25 protein-coding genes and 1 tRNA gene are annotated in these 25623 nt (G+C 48.2%); 2 read left to right on the top strand and 24 right to left on the bottom strand.

What is annotated here, in order from left to right:
* Positions 1 to 24 precede the first annotated feature (24 nt).
* The 3 genes from ACUN27_RS36555 to ACUN27_RS36565 all read right to left on the bottom strand — a co-directional run bounded on the left by ACUN27_RS36555 (position 25) and on the right by ACUN27_RS36565 (position 3448).
* Positions 25 to 1206, bottom strand: a complete 1182-nt coding sequence (locus ACUN27_RS36555; RefSeq protein ID WP_315955097.1) for a phosphoglycerate kinase — start codon at positions 1204 to 1206, stop codon at positions 25 to 27.
* A 136-nt stretch (positions 1207 to 1342) separates the two neighbouring features.
* Complete coding sequence (gene gap / locus ACUN27_RS36560) at positions 1343 to 2347, bottom strand: type I glyceraldehyde-3-phosphate dehydrogenase (protein WP_127457105.1); 1005 nt, start codon at positions 2345 to 2347, stop codon at positions 1343 to 1345.
* Between the two features lie 78 nt (positions 2348 to 2425).
* On the bottom strand, positions 2426 to 3448 hold the full coding sequence (locus ACUN27_RS36565) for a sugar-binding transcriptional regulator (RefSeq protein ID WP_315955098.1): 1023 nt from the start codon (positions 3446 to 3448) through the stop codon (positions 2426 to 2428).
* Positions 3449 to 3681: 233 nt separating this feature from the next.
* Between ACUN27_RS36565 and ACUN27_RS36570 the strand changes: the two genes are divergently transcribed.
* Together ACUN27_RS36570 and clpP are read left to right on the top strand one after the other, a co-directional pair.
* Positions 3682 to 3753, top strand: a tRNA-Arg gene (locus ACUN27_RS36570).
* A 225-nt stretch (positions 3754 to 3978) separates the two neighbouring features.
* Complete coding sequence (gene clpP, locus ACUN27_RS36575) at positions 3979 to 4560, top strand: ATP-dependent Clp endopeptidase proteolytic subunit ClpP (RefSeq protein ID WP_127457107.1); 582 nt, start codon at positions 3979 to 3981, stop codon at positions 4558 to 4560.
* Between the two features lie 538 nt (positions 4561 to 5098).
* Here the strand turns inward: clpP and ACUN27_RS36580 are convergent.
* The 21 genes from ACUN27_RS36580 to hprK all read right to left on the bottom strand — a co-directional run bounded on the left by ACUN27_RS36580 (position 5099) and on the right by hprK (position 25486).
* Complete coding sequence (locus ACUN27_RS36580) at positions 5099 to 6868, bottom strand: stalk domain-containing protein (protein WP_445560560.1); 1770 nt, start codon at positions 6866 to 6868, stop codon at positions 5099 to 5101.
* Positions 6869 to 7085: 217 nt separating this feature from the next.
* Positions 7086 to 7355, bottom strand: coding sequence for an HPr family phosphocarrier protein (locus ACUN27_RS36585; protein ID WP_028555561.1), 270 nt, complete (start codon positions 7353 to 7355; stop codon positions 7086 to 7088).
* A gap of 148 nt (positions 7356 to 7503) precedes the next feature.
* The gene (gene whiA, locus ACUN27_RS36590; RefSeq protein WP_127458361.1) at positions 7504 to 8436 is read right to left on the bottom strand and encodes a DNA-binding protein WhiA; all 933 of its coding nucleotides are present in this window, start codon (positions 8434 to 8436) and stop codon (positions 7504 to 7506) included.
* Between the two features lie 5 nt (positions 8437 to 8441).
* A complete protein-coding gene (locus ACUN27_RS36595) occupies positions 8442 to 9425 on the bottom strand; it encodes a gluconeogenesis factor YvcK family protein (RefSeq protein ID WP_127458362.1) in 984 nt (327 codons plus the stop codon).
* Positions 9426 to 9456: 31 nt separating this feature from the next.
* Positions 9457 to 10344: an RNase adapter RapZ gene (gene rapZ, locus ACUN27_RS36600; protein ID WP_127458363.1), complete on the bottom strand. Its 888-nt coding sequence runs from the start codon at positions 10342 to 10344 to the stop codon at positions 9457 to 9459.
* Between the two features lie 83 nt (positions 10345 to 10427).
* Positions 10428 to 11375 (bottom strand): ROK family glucokinase, encoded by a 948-nt coding sequence (locus ACUN27_RS36605; RefSeq protein WP_157323796.1) that lies wholly within the window; start codon positions 11373 to 11375, stop codon positions 10428 to 10430.
* A gap of 154 nt (positions 11376 to 11529) precedes the next feature.
* Positions 11530 to 12477, bottom strand: coding sequence for a thioredoxin-disulfide reductase (trxB, locus tag ACUN27_RS36610; protein ID WP_157323739.1), 948 nt, complete (start codon positions 12475 to 12477; stop codon positions 11530 to 11532).
* A 101-nt stretch (positions 12478 to 12578) separates the two neighbouring features.
* Entirely contained in the window at positions 12579 to 14315 is a 1737-nt protein-coding gene (locus ACUN27_RS36615; protein ID WP_315955100.1) for a tetratricopeptide repeat protein, read from the bottom strand.
* 103 nt (positions 14316 to 14418) lie between these two features.
* The gene (locus ACUN27_RS36620; protein WP_127458367.1) at positions 14419 to 15369 is read right to left on the bottom strand and encodes a ribose-phosphate diphosphokinase; all 951 of its coding nucleotides are present in this window, start codon (positions 15367 to 15369) and stop codon (positions 14419 to 14421) included.
* Positions 15370 to 15444: 75 nt separating this feature from the next.
* Positions 15445 to 16251, bottom strand: coding sequence for a histidinol-phosphatase HisJ (gene hisJ / locus ACUN27_RS36625; RefSeq protein ID WP_315955101.1), 807 nt, complete (start codon positions 16249 to 16251; stop codon positions 15445 to 15447).
* Positions 16252 to 16277: 26 nt separating this feature from the next.
* Positions 16278 to 16934: a bifunctional phosphoribosyl-AMP cyclohydrolase/phosphoribosyl-ATP diphosphatase HisIE gene (gene hisIE / locus ACUN27_RS36630; RefSeq protein ID WP_326061956.1), complete on the bottom strand. Its 657-nt coding sequence runs from the start codon at positions 16932 to 16934 to the stop codon at positions 16278 to 16280.
* Positions 16931 to 17689 carry an imidazole glycerol phosphate synthase subunit HisF gene (gene hisF, locus ACUN27_RS36635; RefSeq protein WP_326061957.1) on the bottom strand — a complete coding sequence of 253 codons (759 nt, stop codon included), beginning with the start codon at positions 17687 to 17689 and terminating at the stop codon, positions 16931 to 16933. Before hisF ends, hisIE begins: the two co-directional genes overlap by 4 nt.
* A gap of 48 nt (positions 17690 to 17737) precedes the next feature.
* Positions 17738 to 18343: an imidazole glycerol phosphate synthase subunit HisH gene (gene hisH / locus ACUN27_RS36640; protein WP_315955103.1), complete on the bottom strand. Its 606-nt coding sequence runs from the start codon at positions 18341 to 18343 to the stop codon at positions 17738 to 17740.
* Between the two features lie 2 nt (positions 18344 to 18345).
* Positions 18346 to 18954, bottom strand: coding sequence for an imidazoleglycerol-phosphate dehydratase HisB (gene hisB, locus ACUN27_RS36645; protein ID WP_315955104.1), 609 nt, complete (start codon positions 18952 to 18954; stop codon positions 18346 to 18348).
* Positions 18955 to 20241 (bottom strand): histidinol dehydrogenase, encoded by a 1287-nt coding sequence (gene hisD / locus ACUN27_RS36650; protein ID WP_315955105.1) that lies wholly within the window; start codon positions 20239 to 20241, stop codon positions 18955 to 18957.
* Between the two features lie 18 nt (positions 20242 to 20259).
* Positions 20260 to 20898, bottom strand: coding sequence for an ATP phosphoribosyltransferase (gene hisG / locus ACUN27_RS36655; protein WP_127458374.1), 639 nt, complete (start codon positions 20896 to 20898; stop codon positions 20260 to 20262).
* Positions 20899 to 20970: 72 nt separating this feature from the next.
* Positions 20971 to 22182 carry an ATP phosphoribosyltransferase regulatory subunit gene (locus ACUN27_RS36660; protein ID WP_326061958.1) on the bottom strand — a complete coding sequence of 404 codons (1212 nt, stop codon included), beginning with the start codon at positions 22180 to 22182 and terminating at the stop codon, positions 20971 to 20973.
* Positions 22183 to 22414: 232 nt separating this feature from the next.
* Positions 22415 to 22891, bottom strand: coding sequence for an acyltransferase (locus tag ACUN27_RS36665; protein ID WP_315955107.1), 477 nt, complete (start codon positions 22889 to 22891; stop codon positions 22415 to 22417).
* Complete coding sequence (gene ppaX, locus ACUN27_RS36670; protein WP_315955108.1) at positions 22888 to 23547, bottom strand: pyrophosphatase PpaX; 660 nt, start codon at positions 23545 to 23547, stop codon at positions 22888 to 22890. Before ppaX ends, ACUN27_RS36665 begins: the two co-directional genes overlap by 4 nt.
* Positions 23525 to 24502 carry a prolipoprotein diacylglyceryl transferase gene (lgt, locus tag ACUN27_RS36675; RefSeq protein ID WP_315955109.1) on the bottom strand — a complete coding sequence of 326 codons (978 nt, stop codon included), beginning with the start codon at positions 24500 to 24502 and terminating at the stop codon, positions 23525 to 23527. The genes ppaX and lgt overlap by 23 nt, the downstream gene beginning before the upstream one ends.
* Before the next feature lie 42 nt (positions 24503 to 24544).
* Positions 24545 to 25486: an HPr(Ser) kinase/phosphatase gene (gene hprK / locus ACUN27_RS36680; RefSeq protein ID WP_145668175.1), complete on the bottom strand. Its 942-nt coding sequence runs from the start codon at positions 25484 to 25486 to the stop codon at positions 24545 to 24547.
* Between the last annotated feature and the right edge of the window lie 137 nt (positions 25487 to 25623).

Raw genomic sequence — 25623 nt, forward strand, 5'->3', positions numbered from 1 at the left:
GATACGCTCTCCTTTGATAATGAATTATTTATCGTTCAAAGCTACAACGCCCGGCAATGCTTTACCTTCCATGAACTCCAAGGAAGCTCCGCCGCCTGTGGACATGTGGTTCATTTGCTCAGCCAAGTGGAATTTTTCCGTTGCTGCAGCAGAATCGCCACCGCCAATTACTGTGTAGCCTTCTGTTTTTGCACAAGCCTCAGCAACCGCACGTGTACCATGCGAGAACGGCTCGATTTCAAATACGCCCATCGGTCCGTTCCAAACAACCAGTTTGGACTTCGCGATAACGTCTGCATAAAGTGCACGTGTTTTAGGTCCGATGTCAATGCCTTCCCAATCTGCAGGAATACTGTCAATATCAACGATTTGCGTGTTCGCATCAGCGCTGAATTTATCAGTAACAACGATATCTACAGGAAGCAGGAAGTTAACCCCTTTTTCTTTGGCTTTCTCAATAAAGCTAAGCGCCAAATCAAGCTTCGAATTGTCCAGAAGCGATTTACCGATTTCGTAGCCTTGTGCTTTCAGGAATGTATAGGACAGACCGCCGCCAATCAAGACGTTGTCTGCAATGTTCAGGAGGTTTTCGATGACAGCGATTTTGTCTTTTACTTTGGAACCGCCGACGATCGCTGTGAAAGGACGCTCAGGGTTGTTCAGCGCTTTGCCAAGAACATCAAGCTCTTTCTCCATCAAAAGACCGGAAACAGCCGGTATGTAAGCAGCGATGCCTGAAGTTGAAGCATGTGCACGGTGAGCTGCACCGAATGCATCATTTACGAACAGATCAGCCAGATCAGCGAAAGCTTTTGCCAATTCAGGATCATTTTTCTCTTCGCCTTCGTTGAAACGAACGTTTTCAAGCAAGAGAACGTCGCCATTTTCAAGCGCATCCACTTGTGCTTTCACGATTTCACCAACGGATTGATCCGCTTTGATCACGTTTTGACCAAGCAGCTCAGCCAATTTTACAGCTACCGGTGTTAAACGAAGCTCTTCAACCACTTGTCCGTTCGGACGACCAAAATGCGCAGCAAGAATGACTTTAGCGCCTTGCTCTACCAAGTATTTAATCGTAGGGAGCGTTTCTCTGATTCGTGTATCATCCGTGATTTGACCATTCTCTACAGGTACGTTGAAATCAACGCGAACGAATACTCTTTTACCAGCTACTTCAACATCGCGAACACTTTTCTTACTCATAAGTTAAAGCCTCCTGAACGTGTATGGTTTACTTCCGTACTTCCTGTTTCCGATCAACTTATATAGGCAACAATCGCACATAAAGAGGAGAATCGCTTCTCCTCTTCATGTGGTTGTTAGTGTGTGTTGTATGAAATTACAGACCTTTTTTAGCGATGAAAGCAGCCAAGTCAACTACACGGTTGGAGTAGCCCCACTCGTTGTCGTACCAGGAAACTACTTTCAGCATGTTGTCGCCAACTACCATTGTGGACAATGCATCAACTGTGGAAGATGCTGGGTCACCATTGAAGTCGCTGGATACAAGCGGCTCTTCTGTGTAGTTCAGAATGCCTTTAAGAGGGCCTTCGGAAGCTTGTTTCAGAGCTGCGTTTACTTCGTCAACTGTTACGTTAACTTTAAGTTCAACAACCAAATCAGTTACGGATACGTTAGGTGTAGGAACACGCATAGCCATACCGTTCAATTTGCCTTTAAGTTCTGGAAGAACCAGACCGATTGCTTTTGCTGCACCAGTGCTGGAAGGAATGATGTTCTCAGCTGCTGCACGAGCACGACGAAGGTCTTTATGAGGAACGTCAAGCACGGATTGGTCATTTGTGTAAGAGTGAACAGTTGTCATCATACCTTTTACGATTCCGAAGCTATCGTTGATAACTTTCGCGAAAGGAGCCAAGCAATTTGTTGTACAAGATGCGTTGGAGATGATTGTGTGAGCTGCTGGATCGTATTTGTCTTCGTTTACGCCAAGTACGATTGTGATATCTTCGTCGGAAGCAGGAGCGGAAATGATAACTTTCTTAGCTCCACCTTTCAAGTGAAGGGATGCTTTTTCTTTCGCTGTGAAGATACCAGTGGATTCAACAACGATTTCTGCGCCTACAGATGCCCATGGCAGGTTCCCAGGGTCACGCTCAGCAAAAACTTTGATGGAACGACCGTTAACGATCAATTCGCCTTCGCCAGCTTCAACTGTTGCGTCTAGTTTACCGTGAGTTGTGTCATATTTAAGCAAGTGAGCCAGTGTTTTAACGTCAGTCAAATCATTTACTGCAACGATTTGTACTTCTGAGCTGTTCAAAGCTGCGCGAAACACGTTACGACCAATACGTCCGAAACCGTTAATACCTACTTTTACCATAGCGAATTCCTCCTAAGATTAAAAAAGATTTATTTATTTCAAAACGCAGCTGGTACAAGCCCACGTTATGATGTCCACTTACACATGTTTCATAATTTCAAGTGCCGCCGCTTCATCCGTTACCAGCACATCTTCTTGCCCGTGCCTTAGAACGGAGGCGATCGCTTCACCCTTGCTTTTGCCGCCTGCTACGCCAATCACGACCTCTGTCCGCTGCAGATCCTCCAGACGAAGCCCGACTGTAGGCATCTTGTGCACGACATTTCCTTGGCGGTCAAAATAGTACCCGAATGCCTCTGCCAGAGCGCCATCGTCCTGCAAGCTGCGAGTCGTTTCGGCATCCACCTTGCGCCTTCGAGCCATGACCATAGCATCTCCGATACCGTGAACTACGATGCGACAACTGCGAACAGCGTCAACAACTTCCTGAATCTGCGGATCTTGGATAAGCGTCTGATACGCTTCCTCGCCTAAATGATCCGGCACATGAAGCAGTCTGTATTTCCCGCCTGTCTTCTTGGCCATAATAGAGGCGATCGTATTCGCCTGCATATCCACGCTTTCGCCGAGTCCACCGCGAGCCGGTACGAACCAATTGCCTTTCATGGAAGAGGAAATCGTCAGGTTATTCGCAATCTGCGCCATTGTTGAGCCGCCGGTTACTGCAATAATGTCGCCCTTGGCCACATATTTGCGCAGTGCCGCTGCGCCGGCGCGTCCAAGCTCCTTCTTCGTGAAGACCGAAGTGTCCGTATCGCCAGGAACCACAATGACTTGCGAGAGACCGTACGCTTTCGCGATGCTTTCTTCCAAATCCGTCAATCCAAAAGCGATCTTAATGATTGGCAGCATATCTTCGAGCAGTTGACGGCCGGACTCACTGATCTTCATCCCAGAGGCGTCCGATTCCAAAAGCCCATGCTCCTTAAGGAAGTCTACCTCTCCGCGGAGCACCCGCTCCGTCATATCGAGCGAAGAAGCTAACGTTCTACGTCCGACAACACCAGAGACTAAGATATGATGCAGAATCGAGTATCGCTTCTTCATGATGTCCATGAGATCCGGCAAGAGCTTTTTCTGAATGTCTAGAATTTCTCTCATATAACGACGTTCGACGCTCCTGATCCAGTGATGGACGTTTTATGTCCCGGGTATACATTTTGCGTCCCACCCGGGTGAAAAAAAATGGCCTTACACGTTTATTATAACCAATAACGCTTTAACATTCAACAATTGTTCAAACAATTTCAACAAAATGTGCTGTAAGGGCTTACGGTATTGCTTTTTGCGCGGAGGTGACATATAATAACCCTTGCTTCGCTTTTTTGAAACATGCGCCCGTGGTCCAATGGATATGACGTAGGCCTCCGAAGCCTGAGATAAAGGTTCGATTCCTTTCGGGCGCGTAAATGACATGGAAATGAGAGAAATATCAGAGAAATCAGTCGTTCGACTGATTTTTTTTGTTGTTAGTTTGACCTTCCTTGACCTTCGAAGGTTTTTTCGTTATCATACTTGTAGATACTGTAAATAGTATGTACTCGGGAGATCAATTTCATAACTCATAGCATGACATTGGCCCCAGGCACCAATCTTTTAAACCATCTACCCACCCCAAGGAGGTCATTCTCATGAGTTTTATCCCTATGGTCGTCGAACAGGACGCACGCGGTGAAAGAGGATATGACATCTACTCTCGCTTGCTGAAAGACCGCATTATTTTCTTAGGCACGGGTGTCAACGATGTTGTGGCAAACTCCATCATTGCTCAGTTACTTTTCTTGGCCGCACAAGATCCTGATAAAGATATCTCGCTATACATTAACAGCCCTGGCGGTTCCATCACAGCCGGTATGGCGATCTACGACACGATGCAGTTCATCAAGCCGGATGTCTCCACGATCTGCGTTGGTATGGCTGCTTCGATGGGCGCCTTCCTGCTAACCGCTGGTGCCAAAGGCAAGCGTTACGCGCTTCCGAACAGCGAAGTCATGATTCACCAACCGCTTGGCGGCGCTGAAGGTCAAGCCTCCGATATCGAAATTCGCGCGAAGCGTATTTTGAAAATGAGAGATAACCTGAACAAAATCCTTGCAGAGCGCACAGGACAAACGTTCGAACGCATCGAAAAAGACACAGACCGCGACAATTTCATGAGTGCTGCAGAAGCAGCCGAATACGGACTCATCGATAAAGTAATCGAGCGCGTCTAATAAAAATAACCAGCTTGCATAACTGCGCTATTGAGCGGCCTTGCGGCTGGTTTTTTTATTGGTCTTTGCTCCTCACCTCTTACTCCTTCCTCTCGACTTCCAACTCCTGTTCCATATTCCTAACTCCTGATCACTGAACTCTCATTTCCCTTCGTCCTTCTTCCTTCCCACCGTTTCTACTCCACTTCACTGACCTCCTCCTCTTTAACGGACATGACAGGCCTCTATTTCTCTCTTTTAGGCTCCAAATTCGACTTAACGGACCCCACAGCAGCTTATTACCATAAACAGCCCTAGCAACGGATAAAATCGACTAAATAACGTCACCTCAGTCCGTTAACTGTCCGGTTGTAGTCAAAAAGCAAAGAATAAACGGCTCGTGTGTCCGTTACACATCGAAATCCCTGCCGCGCGTTTGACTTCTGTACTTGCTGCAAGCCGCATCAAGCAAAAAAAGAGCCTCAGAGGCTCCTATCCACCCGAAAATCTTCCGATTTTCCAAGCGAAGCGATAAGATCTCTAAGGCTCTTAACAATACTTACTTTTTCTCATCCAATGGGTAGAAAATAAGGTCAATCGGGAACGCTGAGCCCGCCGGAGGCGTGAACTCAATATCCAGCGCGTCTTCCTTGCCCGTCGTGCGAGCCAGCACTTCCATGCCGTCAAACGCGGTAATGACACCGGAATTCGGCACCGGAATGATCTCGCCGTTAATTTTGAACGGACCTTTGAACACGCCGCCTCTGGCCATAATCATAACGGCCATTTTGCGCGGCTTATCCGAATGGATTTTATAAACGACACCATAGTTTCCGCCGTTCTCTACGTTCTCCTTGCGCATTACATCATAACCTTTGACGAACGGGTCGGTCTTATTATCGCCTATCGTCAGCACCGATGTTTTGGCAAAACTCGCCGCATCAATATCCCACTTGATTTCAGATACCGGGAAAGTCCCCCTCACATGACCATTGAAAGCCAACAAAGGAAGTTCCTTCACAGTATTCGACGTTAACCTTTGATCCGTTACCGCGAAAGACATTTGCAACTCGCCGTCTGTCTCGACATCATAGAACAAATTCACGCCTTGCCCTGGATAAAAATCTGGAAGCTTCGCATACACATAGGTCTCATGAGGAGCAACCGTCATTGTATCTGTGTACACATTGTTCAACAGGAAGTCTACAGAAGCTTCGCTGCCGATCAAATTAGCATAAACGGAAGGGTAAACCTCACCTTTATTCGTCGTCTTGATCGTTACCGGTTTATCCGTATTATTCGTGGCGAAGATCGCCATCGTCATGATTTGTTTCGTTCCGTTGATATGGTCAGCATACAAGCGCGCTTTCCCATTGATTTTGTCCTGATACAGAATGCCTTTTTCCGTAAACTCTTCAGGACTATCGCTTACCAGCAATGTGCGGTCAGTCAGTTCTGTTAATTTCTTTGGAAGCATCGGCAACTCGTTGAAATGGGACCAGATGGTACCCCAGTCCGATTTGATGAAACTGCCCACAGGAGCTGTATAAATCGGGTACTCTACTTGGTTCAAATAAGGTACGTCCTCAACCGTTACATAACTTTTGAATAATTTACTTTCGTGTCCATGGCGATCCTTCACGGTCAAAGTGACCGGATATTTGCCTGGTTTAAAGAACGCTTCCTCTTTGCCAACCCAATCATAGGATGCAATGCCTTCCGCATCTGGATCGTAGCTCAAGTCCACATACTTCACAGGCTCTCCAAGGCGGTAAGTAGGCTTCGCAGTTGCAAACTTAGCTACAGGTCGGGAATTGCTGTCTTGATCAATGTAGATGCCCTCAGGCGTCTTAAAGTGGACAATCTCTACGCGACGCAATTCACTGTTGTACGTGTACTTCGCGCCCATGTAATCCGCAAGCCATGTCAGCTTAACCAGAAGCTTCCCGTTCACAATCGCAGCAACCGAGTTAAAAGGCGTATCCACGCCATTGGTCGTAACTGTCTTATGGTCAGCATCCAGCACGATGTTGTAGCCTGGAGGTGTCATTTGAATCGTCCGGGAATCGTTATTCCACTCTACCTTGAAGCCCATGGTATCGCCCAAGAACTTGGCAGGAACGAATGTGCTGCCGTTGATAATCGTAGATGGCGACTCCAAATGAATCTGGTCCTCATTTACGAAAGCTTCTGACTTATCGATATAAAGTAAAATAAAGGACGAACTCGCCGATACGGCATGCGCTGCTGGTGCTGAAATCGCACTAGCCAGAAACACTAGTAAAGCGAGCATAACAGTAATTTCTTTCCTTAAAGCATTCCATTTCATTCTCTCTCTAACTCCTTTTGCCTTAGTATGCGAGGTATGCGAGATAGAGGGCAAAGCAAATAGCCCTTTCCTTCATTGACCACGTTCATTAGACGCCGCCAAGAGAAAAAGGTTGCTAGTCTATTTAAATGTTAACAAGATTGACACTTATTTACCGTAACTGCCGAAGCAGCGGTCAATTGCAAAAAAGCCTCCTCGAAAGGAAGCTTTTGAAGGATTATTGGTTTTCCAATTCTTCCTTGCTAACTAACGTGACTAAAGCGTTTACAGCCTGCTCTGCATCCGAACCTTCTGCACTTATGAAGACTTCGGTCCCTGTGCTGATCGCGAGACTCATAATTCCCATGATGCTCTTGGCATTCACTTTCTTCTCATCTTTCTCAACGAAGATCTCAGATGAAAACTTATTCGCCTCTTGAACAAACAATGCCGCAGGTCTGGCATGAAGTCCTGTTCTCAACTTCACAACGACTGGACGTCTGGACATGGAACTAATTCCCCCTAGTGTGGCGCTTATATGAATTACTACTGATAACAGTGCTATTCCTTATGTTATAACATTATACCATTTTTCCCTCAAGTACACTAGAAAAAATGAGAAAAACTTATTTACATCGTGTTCATTCCCGTAAAAGCTAAGAATTCCGCTGTTTTTCAGCCAATTCGTCAATTTTTCGCAGGCGATGATTAACGCCGGATTTACTGACATTGCCCTTGAGCATATCGCCAACTTCCTTGAGATTCAGATCGGGATGCTGAAGTCTGATTTCGGCAACCTCTCTCAATTTCTCTGGCAAACTGTCAAGTCCAACCTCTCTTTGTAAAAGCCGAATGTTCTCGATCTGCCTCACCGCCGCTCCGATCGTCTTGTTCAGATTCGCTGTTTCACAATTGACAATCCGATTCACCGAATTCCGCATATCCTTCATGATCCGGACATCCTCGAAGCGCAGCAGCGCTTGATGAGCCCCAATGATACTGAGAAATTCAATGATCTTCTCGCCTTCCTTGATGTACAGGACGAACCCTTTCTTACGCTCGATAAAGCGGGCATTCAAGTCGAATTTGTTGGCGAGATGCGCCAGTGCCTTGCAATGCTCCTCATAGATCGAGGCAATTTCAAGATGATAGGAAGATCCTTCGGGATTATTCACCGAGCCGCCGGCCATGAAAGCTCCGCGCAGATAAGCGCGTTTGCAGCAGTTGCCCTTAATAATCTCTTTGTTGATTCCTGTCGTAAAGATAAATCCTTCAGAAACGATTTTCAGATCACTGAGCAGCTCTTGCACTTGACCAGGTACTCTAACAATATATACATTATTCTTCTTCAAACGCATTTTCTTACGCACGAGCAGTTCCGTGTGCAGTTTGTACGTCTTTTTGATGAGGGAGTATATACGTCTGGCGATAGCAGCGTTTTCGGTAGAGATATCGAGAACAACGCGTTGGTTCGTTAACTGAACCGATCCATTCATGCGAATTAAAGCAGATAACTCCGCTTTTTCACAACACGCTTCCGCTTCGGTTATTAAGGTCAATTCTTTTTTGGTTGTTGCCGCAAAGGACATGAGACTCACTTCTTCCTTGACATCCAGCTTTCGACAAGCTGATAAATATGGTCACTCAATTTCTCAGCGTCATGTCGAAGGTACGTGCGGAATAGCACGAGCCGGTCAGCAATGACCCGATACCCTCTTTTCGTGACTTCATCCAAATCCAAGTGAACCGCTTTTGAACCTTTTTCGGCATATCTCGCCTGAACTTGCGGTGGAATTTCGCCATTGTTTACGATCACATAATCAAACAGATGCCGCTTGAGATGATCATAAACCGCATCAAGGTGATCGCTGACTGAGTAGTCATCGGTTTCCCCGGGCTGCGTCATGACATTGCAAATGAACATTTTCACTGCTTTCGATTTGGCGATCTCCTCAGCAATACCGGGAACAAGCAGATTCGGCAGCAAACTGGTGTATAAACTACCTGGGCCGCAAAGAATCGCATCAGCATCGCGTATAGCAAGAATTGCGTCCGCAAGCGGTGTCACGTTCGCGGGTTCTATGAACACTTGCTTAATGCGTCCTTCTGCTTTGGGAATTTTGGATTCCCCTATGACTAAAGTACCATCTTCCATTATCGCTTTCAACACGATCGCTTGATTGGAAGCCGGAATAACCCGCCCTCGAACAGCAAATACTCGGTTCATCTCTTGCACGGCCGTTACGAAATCACCGGTAATGTCAGTGAGCGCCGCTAATATTAGATTTCCCAGACTGTGCCCAGCTAAACCTGTTCCCACCTGAAATCGATACTGCAGCATTAATGACAGCAGCGGCTCGACATCAGCAAGTGAGGTCAATACGTTGCGAATATCCCCCGGTGGGGGCATCTGCATCTCATTGCGGAGAATGCCGGAGCTTCCTCCGTCGTCCGCTACCGTAACGATTGCAGTAATATCAACTGGTTTTTCCTTCAAACCTCTAAGCATTACTGAAAGACCTGTGCCGCCGCCGATTACGACTATTCTGGGAGTGCGCTGTGATTTTTCATATTTCATCCTTCATTCACCCTCTTAATCGTTAGGACGCTTATACCCGGTCCCGCTCGGCATCTCGATGACTCAACCGCACAGCTTCCGTTTCACTGTTCCCCAGAACCTTGCCCAGGTATTCGGTAATGGCTACGGAACGATGTTTCCCTCCTGTACAGCCAATCCCTACAACGACCTGGCTTTTGCCTTCCTTCTTGTATTGAGGCATCAAGAAGTTCAGCATATCAAGCAATTTCGTTAGGAACTCTTGCGTCTCGGTCCATTTCATCACGTAATCGTACACATCGGGGTCTTGACCTGTCTGCGGGCGAAGCTGTTCCACATAATGGGGATTCGGCAAGAAGCGAACATCGAAGATTAAATCAGCATCAATGGGTACACCATACTTAAATCCGAAAGAGATTACATTTATAGATATGCGGTTGGTTTCCAAATTGGTAAACCGGGAAATAATTCTTTCTTTGAGCTGTACCGGTTTCAAAGTACTGGTGTCAATAACCTGTGTTGCAAGACCTTTGAGCTCCTCCAGCAGCTTGCGTTCAAGCCCTATGCCTTCGAGTGGAGCACCTTCGGGCGCAAGCGGATGCCTGCGTCGGCTCTCTTTGTAGCGTTGAACAAGTGTCGCATCGGTAGCATCTAAGAAAAGAATTTCATAACTTAGCGTGTAATTCTCATGGATATATCGAAGCGACTCCTGAAGTGCAGTGAAAAATTCACGCCCCCGCAAATCAATCACCAGTGCGACTTTGCCGATTTTCCCCATCGACTGTACGATCAACTCGGCGAATTTAGGAATAAGGACAGGTGGTAAATTATCGACGCAGAAAAACCCAAGATCTTCGAGACTCTGCACCGCAATTGTCTTTCCAGCACCCGACATTCCTGTAATAATGACCAGTTTCGCTAAAGGGTGGTTCTCTTCCATGAATGACACCTTCCTTTGGAGTGCTTTCGCAGGCCGAAGTCCCTGCCATCAGCCATGCGAACTGTACTTGTCAGTCTAGCATTCTAACGCAAGTTCAAACCGGCTGCGCCTACGACACCAGCGTCATTACCAAGTGTGGCGGCAACAATCTCAACGCCTTCAGCTGCTGCTTCCGGTGTGTATTTCTTGAATGTGTCGCGGATCGGTTGGAACAGAATTTCGCCTGCTTTGGATACACCACCGCCGATGATGAAACGTTTCGGGTTAACAACGACAGCCAATGCCGCCATGGAGCGTCCAAGATAGTAAGCAGCGCGGTTCACGATGCGAAGAGACACTTCGTCTCCGCTTTTCGCAGCGTCGAATACATGCTTCGCTTCAATTTTCTCATGAAGCGCAAGAGAAGTACGCTCACCGCGTTCAACCGCTTCTTTGGCCATACGAACGATACCTGTTGCAGAGGATACCGTCTCCAAACAACCCATTTGTCCGCATCCGCATTGAATCGCTTCGATATCCGGCACAACCGACATGTGTCCAAGTTCGCCGGCCATACCCGCGGAACCTTGATAGATTTTACCGTTAATAATAATACCGCCGCCAACACCGGTTCCCAGCGTATAGCAAACTACATTCGGGATCCCCGCGCCTGCTCCAGCCCATGCTTCGCCTAACGCTGCCACATTGGCATCGTTATCGATTTTCACGGTTTTGCCCAGAAGCGTTTCCAACATTTTCTTGGCAGGGACATTATGCCAATTCAAATTTGGAGAGAATTTGACGAATCCTTCCGGAATATCCATGAATCCGGCTAACCCCGCGCCGATACCCGCAACTTGCTCCCACTCATAAGGGGATTCTTCCACAATTTGTCGCACTTGCGCCGCAATTCGACCAATGACGGACTCAGCGCCATTCTCTGCGCCTGTAGGCCCTTCTAACGTTTGCAGCAGCTTCCCCTGCTCGTCGCAGATACCGACTTTAATGTTGGTACCGCCTAAATCTACACCGATATAAATCTGATTTGACATTTGCAAGGTCACCTCATGAATAATCATTAAAATTTTCGGGCATATGCTCCTGTTTAAACTATAAGACAACCCTGTATACAGGTCAAGATTCAACTATTCCCCAAAGAAATGAGAAAACGTGGAAAGCATAGCCTTCCACGTTTTCTGTACCCTCTTACAGCGATTGACTCCAATCGTGTACGATATGGCCTTCAAGGAATTTCTCAGCTTCAAGGGCTGCTGCACAGCCACTTCCCGCTGCTGTGATCGCTTGGCGATATTTAGTATCTTGTACGTCGCCGCAAGCGAAAACGCCAGGAATATTCGTTTCCGTCGTGCCTGGCTTCACAATGATGTAGCCAAGCTCGTCGGTATCAATTTGTCCGCCTAGGAACTTCGTATTCGGTGTATGACCGATCGCTACGAAAATACCATCTGTTTCGATAATTTCTTCTTCTCCAGTGGTATTATTTTTCACTTTCAGACCTGTAACACCTTTCTCGCCGGATACAACTTCAAGCGGTGTATTGTTCAGCGCCCATTTCACTTTCTCGTTACCGCGTGCGCGATCTTGCATGATTTTGGAAGCGCGAAGCTCATCGCGACGATGAACCAGGCGTACCTCGGAAGCAAAGCGAGTCAAGAAGTTCGCCTCTTCCATAGCGGAGTCTCCGCCACCAACGACGATAATCTTTTTGCCGCGGAAAAAGAAGCCGTCACACGTTGCGCAAGTACTTACGCCGCGTCCGATATTTTCTTTCTCATTGCCGATCCCGAGCAATTTAGCGGAAGCGCCGGTGGAAATGATCAATGTTTCTGTTTCAATCTCGCCCAGACCTTCAACTTGCAATTTGAATGGACGATTAGTTAGCTCAACGGAATTGACCCAGCCTGTTTTGAATTCAGCGCCAAAGCGTTCCGCTTGTTTGCGCATGTTCTCCATTAATTCAGGACCCATGATGCCTTCAGGGAAACCTGGGAAGTTCTCTACCTCGGTGGTAGTGGTCAATTGCCCGCCTGGCTCCGGACCCTCAATAACAAGTGGGCTAAGGTTAGCACGAGCTAGATAAATGGCTGCTGTTAGACCGGATGGTCCTGTTCCTACGACGACTGATTTGTACATTTGGTTTCCCTCCTAGTTGCTTTCTACCAAGAAAGCTATCTTTAGTATGCATACATCTATGTATGAAAGCCGGGTCTCACGACACGGCAAAAACCCAGCTATCAAATGCTCGTAAATTTGTCGAAAATGGCTTCCATCTTCTCACGTAGGCCGCAAGTATCATCAATCAGTTTCACGTTGCGGCTGACTGTCGAGACCGTCACGCCATAACGCGCAGAAACCTCTTGATACGAAATTGCGCGGCGATGCATTTTGGCAATCAAGTATTCCAACGCCGCTGCCCAGCCTTCCGATTTCTGAATTTTGGGCACTGATGGGTACATCTTCGTCAGAAACTCAACCCACAGGATTTCTAAATCATACTGTTGCACCATATCGTAGCGCTTATGCATATGGGAAAGCGCTGTTTCCATGACGCTTTGCCATTTGACATCCCAAATAGGCAAGTGCGGAGAGTATGGTGAAGCCTCAACCATGATCTCTTCATTTTCAAGAAAAGCGGGAATGGACTCCCGAATCCCCATGCTGCGAAGCACAAAAATGGCTACTTTCTTCAAATAGTCATCTTCGTGACGATCCAGAATGAAGTCCTGCAGCGCATCTCTCACTTCACCGTCAGCAATCAGACCAAAGGCCTGAATAACCTGCAGCTTCGTTTCGATATCTCCATGACGTAATGCCCAGAAGAAGGAGGAGCGCACAAGCGGATCTTTCTTCAGTTGATCAGGAATACCTTGCGAGGATTTCTCCAGCACACGGAACTGTTCTTCAAAAGGCAGATGGTAATGGTAGCTCCAAGTTAATGGACCGTCCGCCTTCTCTCTTGTACGCAGTTGATCCAAATAAAACTTGGAGATCTCAGCGCCAGGATCCAGCTTCTGTGTTTGCTTCCAATACCGGTAGGCTTCATCGAACCGCCCCAGATGACAAGCGGCTACAGCTGCATAATGGTACAAGCAGGGATCTGCTGCACCGTCACCTGCCTTCAGCAGACGCTTGAACAGATGGTACGCTTTCTCATGTTGAGAAAGAATCCCCATCGTCGTAGCAAGCTTGAAGACATGATCCTGCTGAAACGGATACGTTTTGCACAAAAGCTCCGTTAATTCCGCTAGCTCTTTCTTATTACCGAAATGCTGATGGAAGATGGCCATGTTACACAGCGCATGCAAATTCCCAGCATCAATTTCGAGCACTGCGCGAATGGTTTCCATCGCCTTATCGAATTGGCCCATATAATAATAGGCGAGGGCCAAGTTGTTCCGTGCTGCTGTGAATTCAGGCTGATTCTTCACCAGCTTCTCCAACTGCCTCACGGCCTCGGCGAATTTCCCTTCTTCCAGAAGAGCGCGGGCTTTATCATGCTCGAAGAGCCCTTCTCGACTCTTAATGCTAGTGAGAGGGGCGGGCCGTTCAAGCTCGTAGCTCAGCATTTCCATCATTTCTTCGGATTCGTCCATAAACTGACCTGTGGGGTCGGTTTCCAAATACCGAACTAATGCTTGTTCTGCCTGCTCGAAATTTTCCATATTGGCGTAGTTGTTCGCCATATAAAAGTGACATTCCGTCATCTCGGGATCGATCGTTTCAAGGATATGCTGCAAAATTTGGTTCGACTCGTCGTAATTGCCCATTTCGGAGAGAACTCCCGCGAGGTTGCAGTGATTCACAGGGTTATCCTGCTCATACTCCGCAGCCCGCCGGAAATATTTCAATGCCTTATCATAATGAAACCGATCCAAAGATTGAACCGCTCTCTCGAAAAAGAATGCGGCATCCATATTTATTGAGATTACTTTAGGTTTTGGCGCATCGGACACACGCTTAATCTTTTCCATAGCAAGACACCTCCGGCAATTTGATTACAACTCAAATTATACCATAGATCGCTTGGAAGCCAAAAACATTATCCGAAGGTAAGATCTGGTCTATACAATTTGCCTATACGCCGCCGTATTTAAACAAGGAAGACAAGGAACCGCCATCATTAATAATGCGGATCGCATCGGATAACAATGGAGCTACGGAAAGCACATTAAATTTATCGGAGTGTCCTTCCGGAATCGCAATGGAGTCCGTAATGATCACTTCTTTGATGTTCGGGTGATCCAAACGCTGCAGAGCTGGCCCTGAGAAGACAGGATGCGTTGCACAGATGTAAACGTCGTGCGCGCCTCTTTCTTTCAAGCTTTCTACAACGTTAACGATCGTCGTTCCTGTATCAATCAGATCCTCGATAATAATCGGTGTACGGCCGACAACATCACCAATGACGTGAGTAATCACGGACTCATTGTGTTCCGGACGTTTCTTGATCATCATCGCGAAAGGCGCATCCAGGATATTCGCCATTTTCTCAGCCGTTGTTGCACGGCCTGCATCTGGAGATACGATGATCGGGTTATGCAGATTTTTCTTTTTGATGCAATCACTGATGACGTCAAGAGCCGTCAGGTGATCAACTGGAATATTGAAGAAGCCTTGAATCGCCGGTGCATGCAGGTCAATCGTAACAACACGGTGTGCGCCTGCCGCACTGAACAAGTCAGCAACTAATTTAGCAGAAATCGGCTCACGCGGAGCAGCCTTGCGTTCTTGACGAGAGTAACCATAATATGGGATGACAAGGTTGATCGTTTTTGCAGAAGCTCTTTTTGCCGCATCCATCATGACCAAGAGTTCCATCATATGTTCATTAATCGGATGGGAGAAGGTTTGTACCAGGAATACGTCACAGTTACGAATCGTTTCTTCGTAGAGACAGTAGATTTCTCCGCTTTTAAAACGGGATAATTTGATTTGTCCAAGCGGCTGGCCGAGCTCTTTACAAATACGTTCCGCAAGCTTCGGATTCGAAGATCCGGAAAAAATTTTAACATTGTCGCTATGCATGGTTAATGGTTACCTCCGAAGGTTCATTAAATAGATTGTTCACGCCCTACTCATTATACATGAAAGGTGTCGAATTTAAAAAGTCACAAGTTGTCGATTTCGTGCATGAAATGTGGCTATTTCGTTAAATCCAATCATTTTGAGCAGCGATCTTGCTTCATCCAAATATTGGCCTAACCGCTCCGGCTGATGAGCATCCGATCCAAGTGTCACCGGGATTCCCACCTTATGGCAATATTCGAGCATACGGCGGCTAGGAAACATCTCTTTGCAAGGATGACGAAGCCCGGATGCATTCAACTCAATCGCAAGCCCGCATTCCTTCACTGTGTCCAGCGCTGCCTTCTCCAGCTCCCAGGTATCGCGATCCGGCACATAACCAAACCGCTTGATCATATCGAGATGACCCAGGTAATCATACAGTCCTGTACGGGCTGCTTTCTTCACTGCCTCGTAGTATTGGGTATAAACCTCATAAATATCCTTACCTTCCCAACCTGCGATCTGACGAAAATCAGAAATATCCCACTCGCCCAAAAAATGGACGGAGCCAATCACATAATCCCATGGATACGCTTTAATAATGGCCTCTATTTCTGACTCATAACCTTCAATATAATCGCCTTCGAGACCGACACGGATATCAATTTGATCCTTGTACTTCTCTTTCAGGTGCAAGCACTCCTCGACATAACGAGGCAGTTCCTCCATAGGCATAGCCATCTCTGGCCAGTAGGTCTGCGGATTCACATGCAAAAGCGGCATATGATCAGACAGCCCTAATTGCGTGAGCCCGATCTCGATGCCGCGTTTGACGTATTCCTCTAGTTCCCCAGAGGCATGACCGCAGCGCACATGATGTGTATGATAATCAATCAACATCGTGAAATCACTCCAGGTCGTCTTATTTATTTTTTAACATGCCGATTCGCAAGCTCTTTCATAATATCATCCAATGGCAATTTATTATTACGTAAAAGGACCATTAAGTGAAAAATGAGATCGCTCGCTTCATAACGAAGCTCGTCATTGTCTTTATTTTTAGCAGCAATAATAACTTCCGCTGTTTCTTCGCCTACTTTTTTGAGGATCTTATCCACACCTTTCTCGAAAAGGTAAGTCGTATAAGCACCTTCCGGACGCTCAGCATCGCGTGAAGCAATAACGGCTTCCAGCTCACCAAGGATAGCGAATCGATCTCCGGATATCGCAGGTTCCGTTCCTTCTTGTGCCGCCCCTTCGACCGGAATGCTTTCCGTGAAGCAAGTGTAAGTGCCATTGTGGCAAGCCGGGCCTACTTGCTCTACAAGAACTAGCAGCGTATCCGCATCGCAGTCGTAGCGCAGTGCCTTAACCTTTTGCGTATGACCCGAAGTAGCGCCTTTGTTCCACAGCTCCTCACGGGAGCGGCTCCAGAACCAAGTGTCTCCGGTTTGAATCGTACGTTGCAAAGATTCGCTATTCATATAGGCCAGCATAAGAACTTCTTTGCTGACGGCATCCTGTACAATGGCAGGTACTAATCCATGTGCATCATATTTAATCTGTTCCAGTGAAAATGTCATCGAATTTCAACCCCTTTACCTTTCAGGTCAGCTTTGACCCCTTGTATCGACAGCTCTTTATAGTGAAAAATAGTAGCAGCCAGCCCTGCATCGGCTTTGCCTTCGGTGAATACATCGTAGAAATGTTCCGATTTACCCGCTCCGCCGGAAGCAATGACAGGAATGGTGAGCAGCTCCGAAACAGCGCGTGTCAGCTTCAGATCGAACCCATCCTTCGTACCGTCCGCATCCATGCTCGTCAGCAGGATTTCGCCGGCGCCAAGCTCTTCCATCCGCTTCGCCCACTCCAGCGTCTTAATGCCTGTAGCATTACGCCCGCCGTGAGTGAACACTTCCCACTCGCCCCACTCCGCGTTAAACTTCGCGTCAATTGCCACGACTATACACTGGGAGCCGAACTTGCGCGCTCCATCGGACACCAGCTGAGGATTGCGGACCGCCGCCGTGTTGATGCCGATTTTATCCGCTCCTGCACGAAGCAGGCGCTTCATATCGTCTACGCTGGAGATGCCTCCTCCAACTGTGAAAGGAATCGTGATTTCTCCCGCCGTTTGCCGGACAACCTCCACCATCGTTGCTCTTCCTTCGACGGAAGCCGAAATATCGAGGAAAACGAGTTCATCCGCGCCTTCTTTATCATAAATCGCTGCTAGCTCCACGGGATCTCCCGCATCTCGTAAATTCACAAAATTTACGCCTTTGACCACCCGGCCATCCTTGACGTCGAGGCAAGGAATAATTCTTTTGGCTAACATGATGGCACCTCCTTCTTAACTTAGCAGAAAGAAAGAAAACCTATCCGCCTACTTGCACATCGCCAGAAAATTTTTCAACAGCTGCATGCCGATATCTCCGCTCTTCTCCGGGTGGAACTGCATGCCGTACACGTTGTCTCTACCGACAATCGCCGTCACCGGCTGATAATAGTCCGTCACTGCCAGCAGATCGCTTTCGCGCTCCGGCTTCGCATGATAGGAATGCACGAAGTATACGTGCCCTTCCTCAATGCCTTCAAAGATCGGACTCGCGCTTTGCCTGTAGCTCAGCTTGTTCCAACCCATATGCGGCACTTTGTAGTCACCGCGAAACCGGACCACGGAGCCGGGCAAAAGGCCCAGCCCCTTGTGATCCCCATGCTCCTCGCTGGAGGCGAACAGCAGCTGCATGCCGAGGCAGATGCCGAGAAGCGGCTTGCCGGATTCTGCATACCGCTTCACCACGTCATCCAGACCGGACTCGCGCAGCTGCTCCATCGCATCGCCGAACGCTCCTACTCCTGGCAGAATGGCCCCTTCTGCAGCAAGAATCTGCTCCGCATCGCCTGTAACCACAGCTTCATAACCAAGCCGCTCAACGGCTTTGCTGACGCTATGTAGATTCCCCATGCCATAATCGATAATCGCGATCATTTTTACAGCACTCCCTTCGTCGAAGGAACCCCCTGAACGCGAGGATCAATCGTTGTCGCTTCATCGATTGCGCGACCTAGCGCTTTAAACACCGCTTCAATCATGTGATGGGTGTTATGCCCATAATGTACGATGACATGAAGCGTGATGCGAGCTTCCAGCGCAAGCTTCCATAGAAACTCATGAACAAGCTGCGTTTCAAAGCTGCCCACGTTGGCCGTAGGATACTGAGCGCGATACTCAAAATGCGGTCGGTTGCTGATATCAATAACGACCTGCGCTAGCGCCTCATCCATAGGGACAAACACGCTTGCATAACGTTTGATCCCTCTTTTATCACCTAACGCTTCGCGTAACGTTTGACCCAAGCAAATCCCGATATCTTCAACCGTGTGATGATCATCAATTTCGATATCGCCTTTAGCGTCAACGTTCAGATCGAAATGTCCATGCTTCGTGAACAAATCCAACATATGATTCAAGAAAGGAACGTCCGTTTGAATTTCCGAACTCCCAGTCCCATCTACTTGGAACGATAGTTTAATATCCGTTTCATTCGTTTTGCGGGCTACACTCGCCGAGCGGCCCTTCCCATTATCCTGTTCAGCCATTTATTTCAACTTCCCTTCCTTCTTGAGTCGTACTTCCACCGCTCTCGCATGACCTTCCAGCCCTTCATTGCGGGCCAAAGTCATAATCATATCGCCGTTCGCGATGAGCGCTTCCTTGCTATAGTGAATAACGCTTGATTTTTTCAGAAAATCGTCTACATTCAGCGGGGATGAGAAACGGGCTGTGCCGTTCGTCGGCAGCACATGATTCGGCCCGGCGAAATAATCGCCGACAGGCTCTGTGCTGTACGCACCCAAGAAAATAGCCCCAGCATTCTCAATGCGCGGCAGCAGGTTAAAAGGCTCCTGCACTAGCAGCTCGCAATGCTCAGGCGCCAAGCGGTTGACTACGTCAACGCCTTCGTCCAAGCTGTCCACGAGGAGAATGGCACCTCTGGTCGCTGTAGAAACGGCAGCGATCGCTTTCTTCGGCAGCATATCCAGCTGCCGCCATAGCTCTAGCCGAACCGATTCGGCTAGCTCCTGGGACGGTGTCACCAGAATAGCCGGTGACATCTCATCATGCTCGGCTTGCGCCAGCAAATCAGCCGCAACGTATTCAGGATCGGCGTGCTCATCCGCCAGCACGACGATGTCCGTTGGCCCGGCGATCATGTCGATATCGACGACGCCGAACACGAAGCGCTTCGCCAGCGCGACGTAGATGTTGCCAGGGCCGACGATTTTATCGACCGGCTGGATCGATTCCGTGCCGTAGGCCAGCGCGGCTACCGCCTGCGCCCCGCCTGCGCGGTAGATCTCTTTCACACCCGCTTCGGCTGCCGCCACGAGGATATGCGGGTTGATGCCCTCTTCCCCAGCGGTGGCCGGAGGCGTCACCATCGCGATCTCCGGCACCCCCGCCACGATCGCGGGGATGGCATTCATCAGCACGGAGGACGGGTACGCCGCCTTCCCTCCGGGCACATACAAGCCGACCCGCTTCAGCGGTCGGATGATTTGGCCCAGCAGGCTGCCGTCCGGCTGCAGGTCCATCCATGATGTGCGTTTCTGCTTCTCATGAAACGCACGAATATTAGCGGCCGCTTGACGCAGCGCCGCCAAGAACTCGGCGTCGACCTGTGCGTACGCCGCCTGGATCTCTTCGTCGCTGACGCGAAGCTCAGCGACTTCGACGCGGTCGAACTCCCGCGCCATGCGCCGCAGCGCGGCGTCGCCGTCCTTCCGCACCTCATCGATGATGCGGCGGACGGTTTCATTTTGCTCCGGTGAACCGTATTCGACCTCGCGTTTCAATTCAAATTCCGAGGCGGGTAGTATCCGCATAGCTATCTCCCTTTCTTTCTAAACCTTCGTCAGCGCAGGAAGTACCGCCTGCAGCATATCACACAACCGCTGAATGGATTCGTTCTTCATGCGGTAGCTAACCCGATTCGCAATTAAGCGGCTCGTAATTTGAAAAATCTCCTCTTGCTCCACGAGTCCGTTCTCTTTCAGCGTCTGTCCCGTCTCCACCATGTCCACAATACGGTCAGCAAGACCGATGAGCGGCGCCAGCTCGATAGAGCCGTTCAACTTAATGACCTCTACCTGCTGCCCTTGCTCGCGAAAATATTGTGATGCCACGTTCGGATACTTCGTCGCCACTCTTGGATTGATTACTTGCTTCCAATCCGGCAGCCCGATCACCGACATGCGGCAGCGAGCAATCCCCAAATCCAGCAGCTCGTAAACGTTACGGTTTTCCTCCATTAACACATCCTTGCCGACAACCCCGATATCCGCTACCCCATATTCGACATAGGTCGGAACATCCACAGGTTTTGCTAAAATGAATTCCATTTTCGCTTCATGTACGGGAATAATTAACCGACGTCCTTCTTCCAAATCCTCCGGAATCGGCAGCCCCGCTTTATGAAAAAGCTTCGCTGCCTGTTTATAAATACGGCCTTTCGGCATCGCTACTTTAAGTATTTCATCCACCGTTCCAACCTACCTTCCGATCGCCGGAGAAAAAGCGCTTAATCTGCGCTCCCTTCCTGCTTTGTGTGTACCTTATTGCGCTAACAGCGCTATAACTTCCTGATATGCGATGCCAAGCACCTCATATGAACCATCTTCTTTCGCTAATCGCGCGCTCGACCAAGCTCCTGGTTCGCTCACCAGCTGCGTAATTACCACAGCCGTCTCCTCGCTGCCCCGCTTAGCTTTGGCTAGTTGGAGCGCTTCTTCGCGATGCTCAGCATCGTAAGCAATCAACACGCGCTTAGGTGTCGCTACAGCTTCTCCGCCGTTCACTTCAAGAATGCGGTTCGTCTTCAGCGCAAAACCCGTCGCCGGCGCAGGCCGCCCGAACTGGCTCAGCAGATTATCGTATCTGCCGCCGCTGCACACTGGGAAGCCAAGATCTGCTGCATATCCTTCAAATGTCATGCCTGTATAGTAGGAGAAATCTCCAATCATCGTTAAATCGATAACAACGTGTTCGCTTACGCCATAAGCTTTCAGGACATCCCACACTTCACATAGGTGTCGAATTGCATCCTGCGCGATAGGGTGCTGAGAAACCATCCGAGCTTGCTCGCAAATTTCATCTCCGCCTCTAAGCCTTAACACGCCGATTAGCTCCCGCTCCACCTCTGGCGTAAGGGCCAGTGACTTGATTGCTTCACGGTATCCGACATAATCACGAGCTAGCAAATGTTCCTTCAAACTCAGCTGAGCATCACTGCGGCCTTCCAGTGTTTCCTGGAACAATCCGTTCAAGAACCCTACATGGCCGAGTGCAATCTTGAATGTACCAACGCCAGCCGCTTGCAGCGAAGCAACTGCCAAGGCCACAACCTCAGCATCAGCTTCTGACGAAGCATCCCCGATTAATTCAACACCTGTTTGGTAAAACTCCGAATCGCGTCCAGCTTCCTCTTCTATCGCGCGAAACACGTTCGAATGATAGGATAAACGAAGTGGGAACGCATGTTCCTTCAATAAAGATGAAGCTACACGTGCGATCGGAGCAGTCAATTCGGAACGCAATACTAGCGTTTGACCTTTGCGATCCAGCAGCTTGAAAAGCTTCTTATCTTCTGTGGAGCTTGCCACCCCAACGGTATCGTAATATTCAAGTGTAGGCGTAAGGATCTGGTTATATCCCCAGCGTTCCATACAAGCCAGTACACGGTATTCTATGTTGCGCAGCTTCGTGACCGCTTCGGGCAAGTAATCCTTGACCCCTAACGGCTTTTCAAATACTTTTGGCTTTGACACCGTCTCACCTCAACATCTATAAATTCAGTTCTGTTTTTCCCTCTTATCACTTTATCGCGTTAACGTGCTACCATACTACCAAAATAAAGAATGTACGGCTATTTTATCACGTAACCCTAGGACCGTCAATTGCCTCTTTCACTAGTTCCTTACATTTACAATTTCTTTACGTTCGCAAAGAAAAAGAGCTGTACAGCTCAATAGCGCACAACTCTTATTTCTCAATTTGAAATTAACGTATGGTTTGCAGCGGATTTCCTGCGACGAAGCTATGCGCGGCTACATCCTTGTGCACGACTGAACCCGCACCGATGATTGCGTAATCTCCGATCGTTACGCCTGGAAGAATCGTCGTATTCGCCCCCACCATCACATGGGATCCGATATGAACATCGCCAAGCCTATACTCCTTGGTCAAATATTCATGAGCCAATATCGTCGTGTTATACCCAATAATCGTATTATTGCCAATATGAATCTTCTCTGGAAAAAACACATCCACCATGACCATCAAGGCAAATGCTGTGTGTTCCCCCACCGTCATCCCAAGGATATGCCGGTAGATCCAGTTTTTCATCCGCAGCGAAGGCGAATATCGTGTAATCTGGATGAATACGAAATTGCGAATCGCCTTCCATTTGCTGACGGTATGATAGATTTGCCACAGGGCATTAGGACCCTCAACCGGGTACCTGTCCGTTTTTCTCAATGAGCATCCACATCCGACGCAAGACCCACGATAGGCAGTAGATCGAACATATCGTCAATTAGATGATCAGGATTGTACTCCTCCAAGTAAGAGCGGCCTTTCCATGACCATGTAACACCAACTGATATGACACCCGCATTTTTCGCGGCTTCAATGTCATAATGGCTGTCTCCCACCATCACGGCTTGATCCGGCGTTCCTCCCAGTACCTTAAGTGCAGCGAGAATGCCTTCCGGGTGCGGTTTCGCTTCCTTCACATCTTCTACAGTGACAATCGTGCTCACGAACTCGTCTAGTCCGCACAATTTCAGGCCCATTAGCGTAGTTTGTCTGATTTTGCTGGTCACGATGCCGATTTTAATCCCATTCTCATGCAATTTCTTCATAACAGCTCGCACGTTAGGGAACTCCTTAACAAGCTCATCATGTTTGGACAGGTTAAATGTTCGATATTTCTTTATGAGCTCTTCCACTTCTTTTCTTCCTGTAAAAAACTCCATTTGCTCGACAAGCGGCCGCCCCATATTCGGGATGATTAACTCCCGGCCTACGGGTTCCGGCGTCTCGCCTTCCAAGCTATGCAAAAAGGACTGCACAATCAGCTCATTGGTATCCACAATGGTGCCATCCAGGTCAAACAGTACGGTTTGAATCATAATCTGCTCCTTTATCTTGCTGCTCTTGTTCTTTCACGACTCTATTTTTGTCTAATGTTTTTGAGGAAACAATCGGGTCTGCATAGTGAACAGTGGCATACCCTTTTTTCCTTCTTACGGTAATTAAAATGGCCATTCCAATGACAAGCAGAAGTGCTAACAGCTGTGAGAATCTCACGTTGCCGCCATACGTCATCACACCCGGTTCAAAGACGGCTTTCATCGGAGACCAAAGTGCATTAACAAACGAAGCCAGCCATGCAGGACCTGTGAAATCCAAACTATCCGTGCGCAAGCCCTCAATGAAGAATCGTCCTATGGAGTACCAGATGAAGTAACTGAAGAAAAGTTCTCCAGCTCGTAAGAATGGTCTGCGGCGAAGCCATAGAAGCACACACAATCCTACAATGTTCCACAAAGATTCATACAGAAACGCCGGGTGATAAAACGTGCCTTCAATGTTCATTTGATTCACAATAAAATTAGGCAAATGCAGCGTGTTGCGCAGGAATGACTCCGAAACAGGGCCCCCATGTGCTTCCTGATTCATGAAATTGCCCCAACGTCCAATCGCTTGGCCAACGATTAAGCCTGGCGCGCAAATATCCGCAATCCGCAAGAAACCGTAGCCTTTTGCTCTAACATAGAAATACACACCGATAATGGCGCCGATTAACGCCCCGTAGATGGCGATCCCACCGTGCCAGATCATGAAAATTTCAGCCAAGTTATTCTTATAATCCGACCACTGGAAGGCCACATAATATATTCTTGCCCCAATAATGGCCGAAGGCACGCCAATCAGCAACAAATCCATGAAAAAGTCAGGAATAATCTTGAATCGTTTTCCTTCTTGAATGGCCAATAGTAGCCCGATTAATGCTGCTGTACCTAAAATAATGCCATACCATCGGACATGAATCGGTCCAAGGGAGAACGCAACGCTTTCTAACATAGTTTCACTCCTTCAGATGTTAACTGTCTTTCTAGCCAGATTTCAATCAAAATCTTCATAATCTTCGTTCAGCGATTCCGTTAGTTTATTCGTAAACTGCAGCGCCGCGTTGTACCCCATCCGCTTCAAACGATAGTTCATCGCAGCCACTTCTACGATAACCGCTAAATTTCGTCCAGGTCGTACTGGAATCGTGACGAGCGGCAAATCGGTATCAATGATGCGTGTGAGTTCCTCATCTAAGCCTAAGCGATCATATTGCTTGTCCTGCTGCCAATTCTCCAATTTGACCACGACGGAAATTTTCTTCACATTACGAACCGCCCCGGCTCCGAACAATGTCATCACATTGATAATACCGACGCCGCGGATTTCGAGCAAATGCCGGATCAATTCCGGCGCGTTCCCTGTCAGCACTTTATCTCCGTTTTGACGTATTTCAACGGCATCATCGGCAATTAAGCGATGCCCTCTTTTTACAAGCTCAAGCGCTGTTTCGCTTTTCCCGATACCGCTGCTGCCTGTAATCAGCATGCCGATACCATAGACATCGACAAGAACGCCATGAATCGTCGTGCTTGGCGCTAATTTATTTTCCAAAAACCCTGTTAATCGGCTTGCGAAAATGGTTGTAGACATTTGACTGCGAAGCACGGGAAGATCACGTTTTGTCGCTTCTTCCAACAGCTCCGTTGGAATATCCAGCCCTCGTGTCACGATGATACAAGGTGTTTCCTCCGGAGCGCATAGCTGCTCTACCCGGTTTCTGCGGACACCTGTCGTTAACATCTCCATGAAGGTGATTTCTGTCTTCCCTAGCATTTGAATACGTTCTCTCGGATGATAATTGAAATATCCCGCCATCTCGAGACCCGGACGGTACAAATCTCCGGTTGTTATCGCACGTTTGAGCCCAGATTCACCTGCAAGAACCTCCATATGGAGTTGTTCCACTAACTCGGAAACCTTCACCTTTTTGGCCATCGTCCTATCTCCTCTGCGTTTTGCCTGAGCAAAACCTGCTTCATCTGCTCATACTCATTTCTTTTCCAATAGTTTCATCGTAATGGAATACGAAACTGAAATCAACTAAAGTGTTCGCAATCTTCCTGTTTCTCCCC

Source organism: Paenibacillus sp. WC2504 (assembly GCF_052682475.1).

What these genes read in the sequence shown, in the direction of transcription:
- ACUN27_RS36555 (WP_315955097.1), bottom strand. Translation starts at nt 1,206, where the DNA reads ATGAGTAAGAAAAGTGTTCGCGATGTTGAAGTAGCTGGTAAAAGAGTA.
- gap (WP_127457105.1), bottom strand. Translation starts at nt 2,347, where the DNA reads ATGGTAAAAGTAGGTATTAACGGTTTCGGACGTATTGGTCGTAACGTG.
- ACUN27_RS36565 (WP_315955098.1), bottom strand. Translation starts at nt 3,448, where the DNA reads ATGAGAGAAATTCTAGACATTCAGAAAAAGCTCTTGCCGGATCTCATG.
- clpP (WP_127457107.1), top strand. Translation starts at nt 3,979, where the DNA reads ATGAGTTTTATCCCTATGGTCGTCGAACAGGACGCACGCGGTGAAAGA.
- ACUN27_RS36580 (WP_445560560.1), bottom strand. Translation starts at nt 6,868, where the DNA reads ATGAAATGGAATGCTTTAAGGAAAGAAATTACTGTTATGCTCGCTTTA.
- ACUN27_RS36585 (WP_028555561.1), bottom strand. Translation starts at nt 7,355, where the DNA reads ATGTCCAGACGTCCAGTCGTTGTGAAGTTGAGAACAGGACTTCATGCC.
- whiA (WP_127458361.1), bottom strand. Translation starts at nt 8,436, where the DNA reads ATGTCCTTTGCGGCAACAACCAAAAAAGAATTGACCTTAATAACCGAA.
- ACUN27_RS36595 (WP_127458362.1), bottom strand. Translation starts at nt 9,425, where the DNA reads ATGAAATATGAAAAATCACAGCGCACTCCCAGAATAGTCGTAATCGGC.
- rapZ (WP_127458363.1), bottom strand. Translation starts at nt 10,344, where the DNA reads ATGGAAGAGAACCACCCTTTAGCGAAACTGGTCATTATTACAGGAATG.
- ACUN27_RS36605 (WP_157323796.1), bottom strand. Translation starts at nt 11,375, where the DNA reads ATGTCAAATCAGATTTATATCGGTGTAGATTTAGGCGGTACCAACATT.
- trxB (WP_157323739.1), bottom strand. Translation starts at nt 12,477, where the DNA reads ATGTACAAATCAGTCGTCGTAGGAACAGGACCATCCGGTCTAACAGCA.
- ACUN27_RS36615 (WP_315955100.1), bottom strand. Translation starts at nt 14,315, where the DNA reads ATGGAAAAGATTAAGCGTGTGTCCGATGCGCCAAAACCTAAAGTAATC.
- ACUN27_RS36620 (WP_127458367.1), bottom strand. Translation starts at nt 15,369, where the DNA reads ATGCATAGCGACAATGTTAAAATTTTTTCCGGATCTTCGAATCCGAAG.
- hisJ (WP_315955101.1), bottom strand. Translation starts at nt 16,251, where the DNA reads ATGTTGATTGATTATCATACACATCATGTGCGCTGCGGTCATGCCTCT.
- hisIE (WP_326061956.1), bottom strand. Translation starts at nt 16,934, where the DNA reads ATGACATTTTCACTGGAACAGATTAAATATGATGCACATGGATTAGTA.
- hisF (WP_326061957.1), bottom strand. Translation starts at nt 17,689, where the DNA reads ATGTTAGCCAAAAGAATTATTCCTTGCCTCGACGTCAAGGATGGCCGG.
- hisH (WP_315955103.1), bottom strand. Translation starts at nt 18,343, where the DNA reads ATGATCGCGATTATCGATTATGGCATGGGGAATCTACATAGCGTCAGC.
- hisB (WP_315955104.1), bottom strand. Translation starts at nt 18,954, where the DNA reads ATGGCTGAACAGGATAATGGGAAGGGCCGCTCGGCGAGTGTAGCCCGC.
- hisD (WP_315955105.1), bottom strand. Translation starts at nt 20,241, where the DNA reads ATGCGGATACTACCCGCCTCGGAATTTGAATTGAAACGCGAGGTCGAA.
- ppaX (WP_315955108.1), bottom strand. Translation starts at nt 23,547, where the DNA reads ATGATTCAAACCGTACTGTTTGACCTGGATGGCACCATTGTGGATACC.
- lgt (WP_315955109.1), bottom strand. Translation starts at nt 24,502, where the DNA reads ATGTTAGAAAGCGTTGCGTTCTCCCTTGGACCGATTCATGTCCGATGG.
- hprK (WP_145668175.1), bottom strand. Translation starts at nt 25,486, where the DNA reads ATGGCCAAAAAGGTGAAGGTTTCCGAGTTAGTGGAACAACTCCATATG.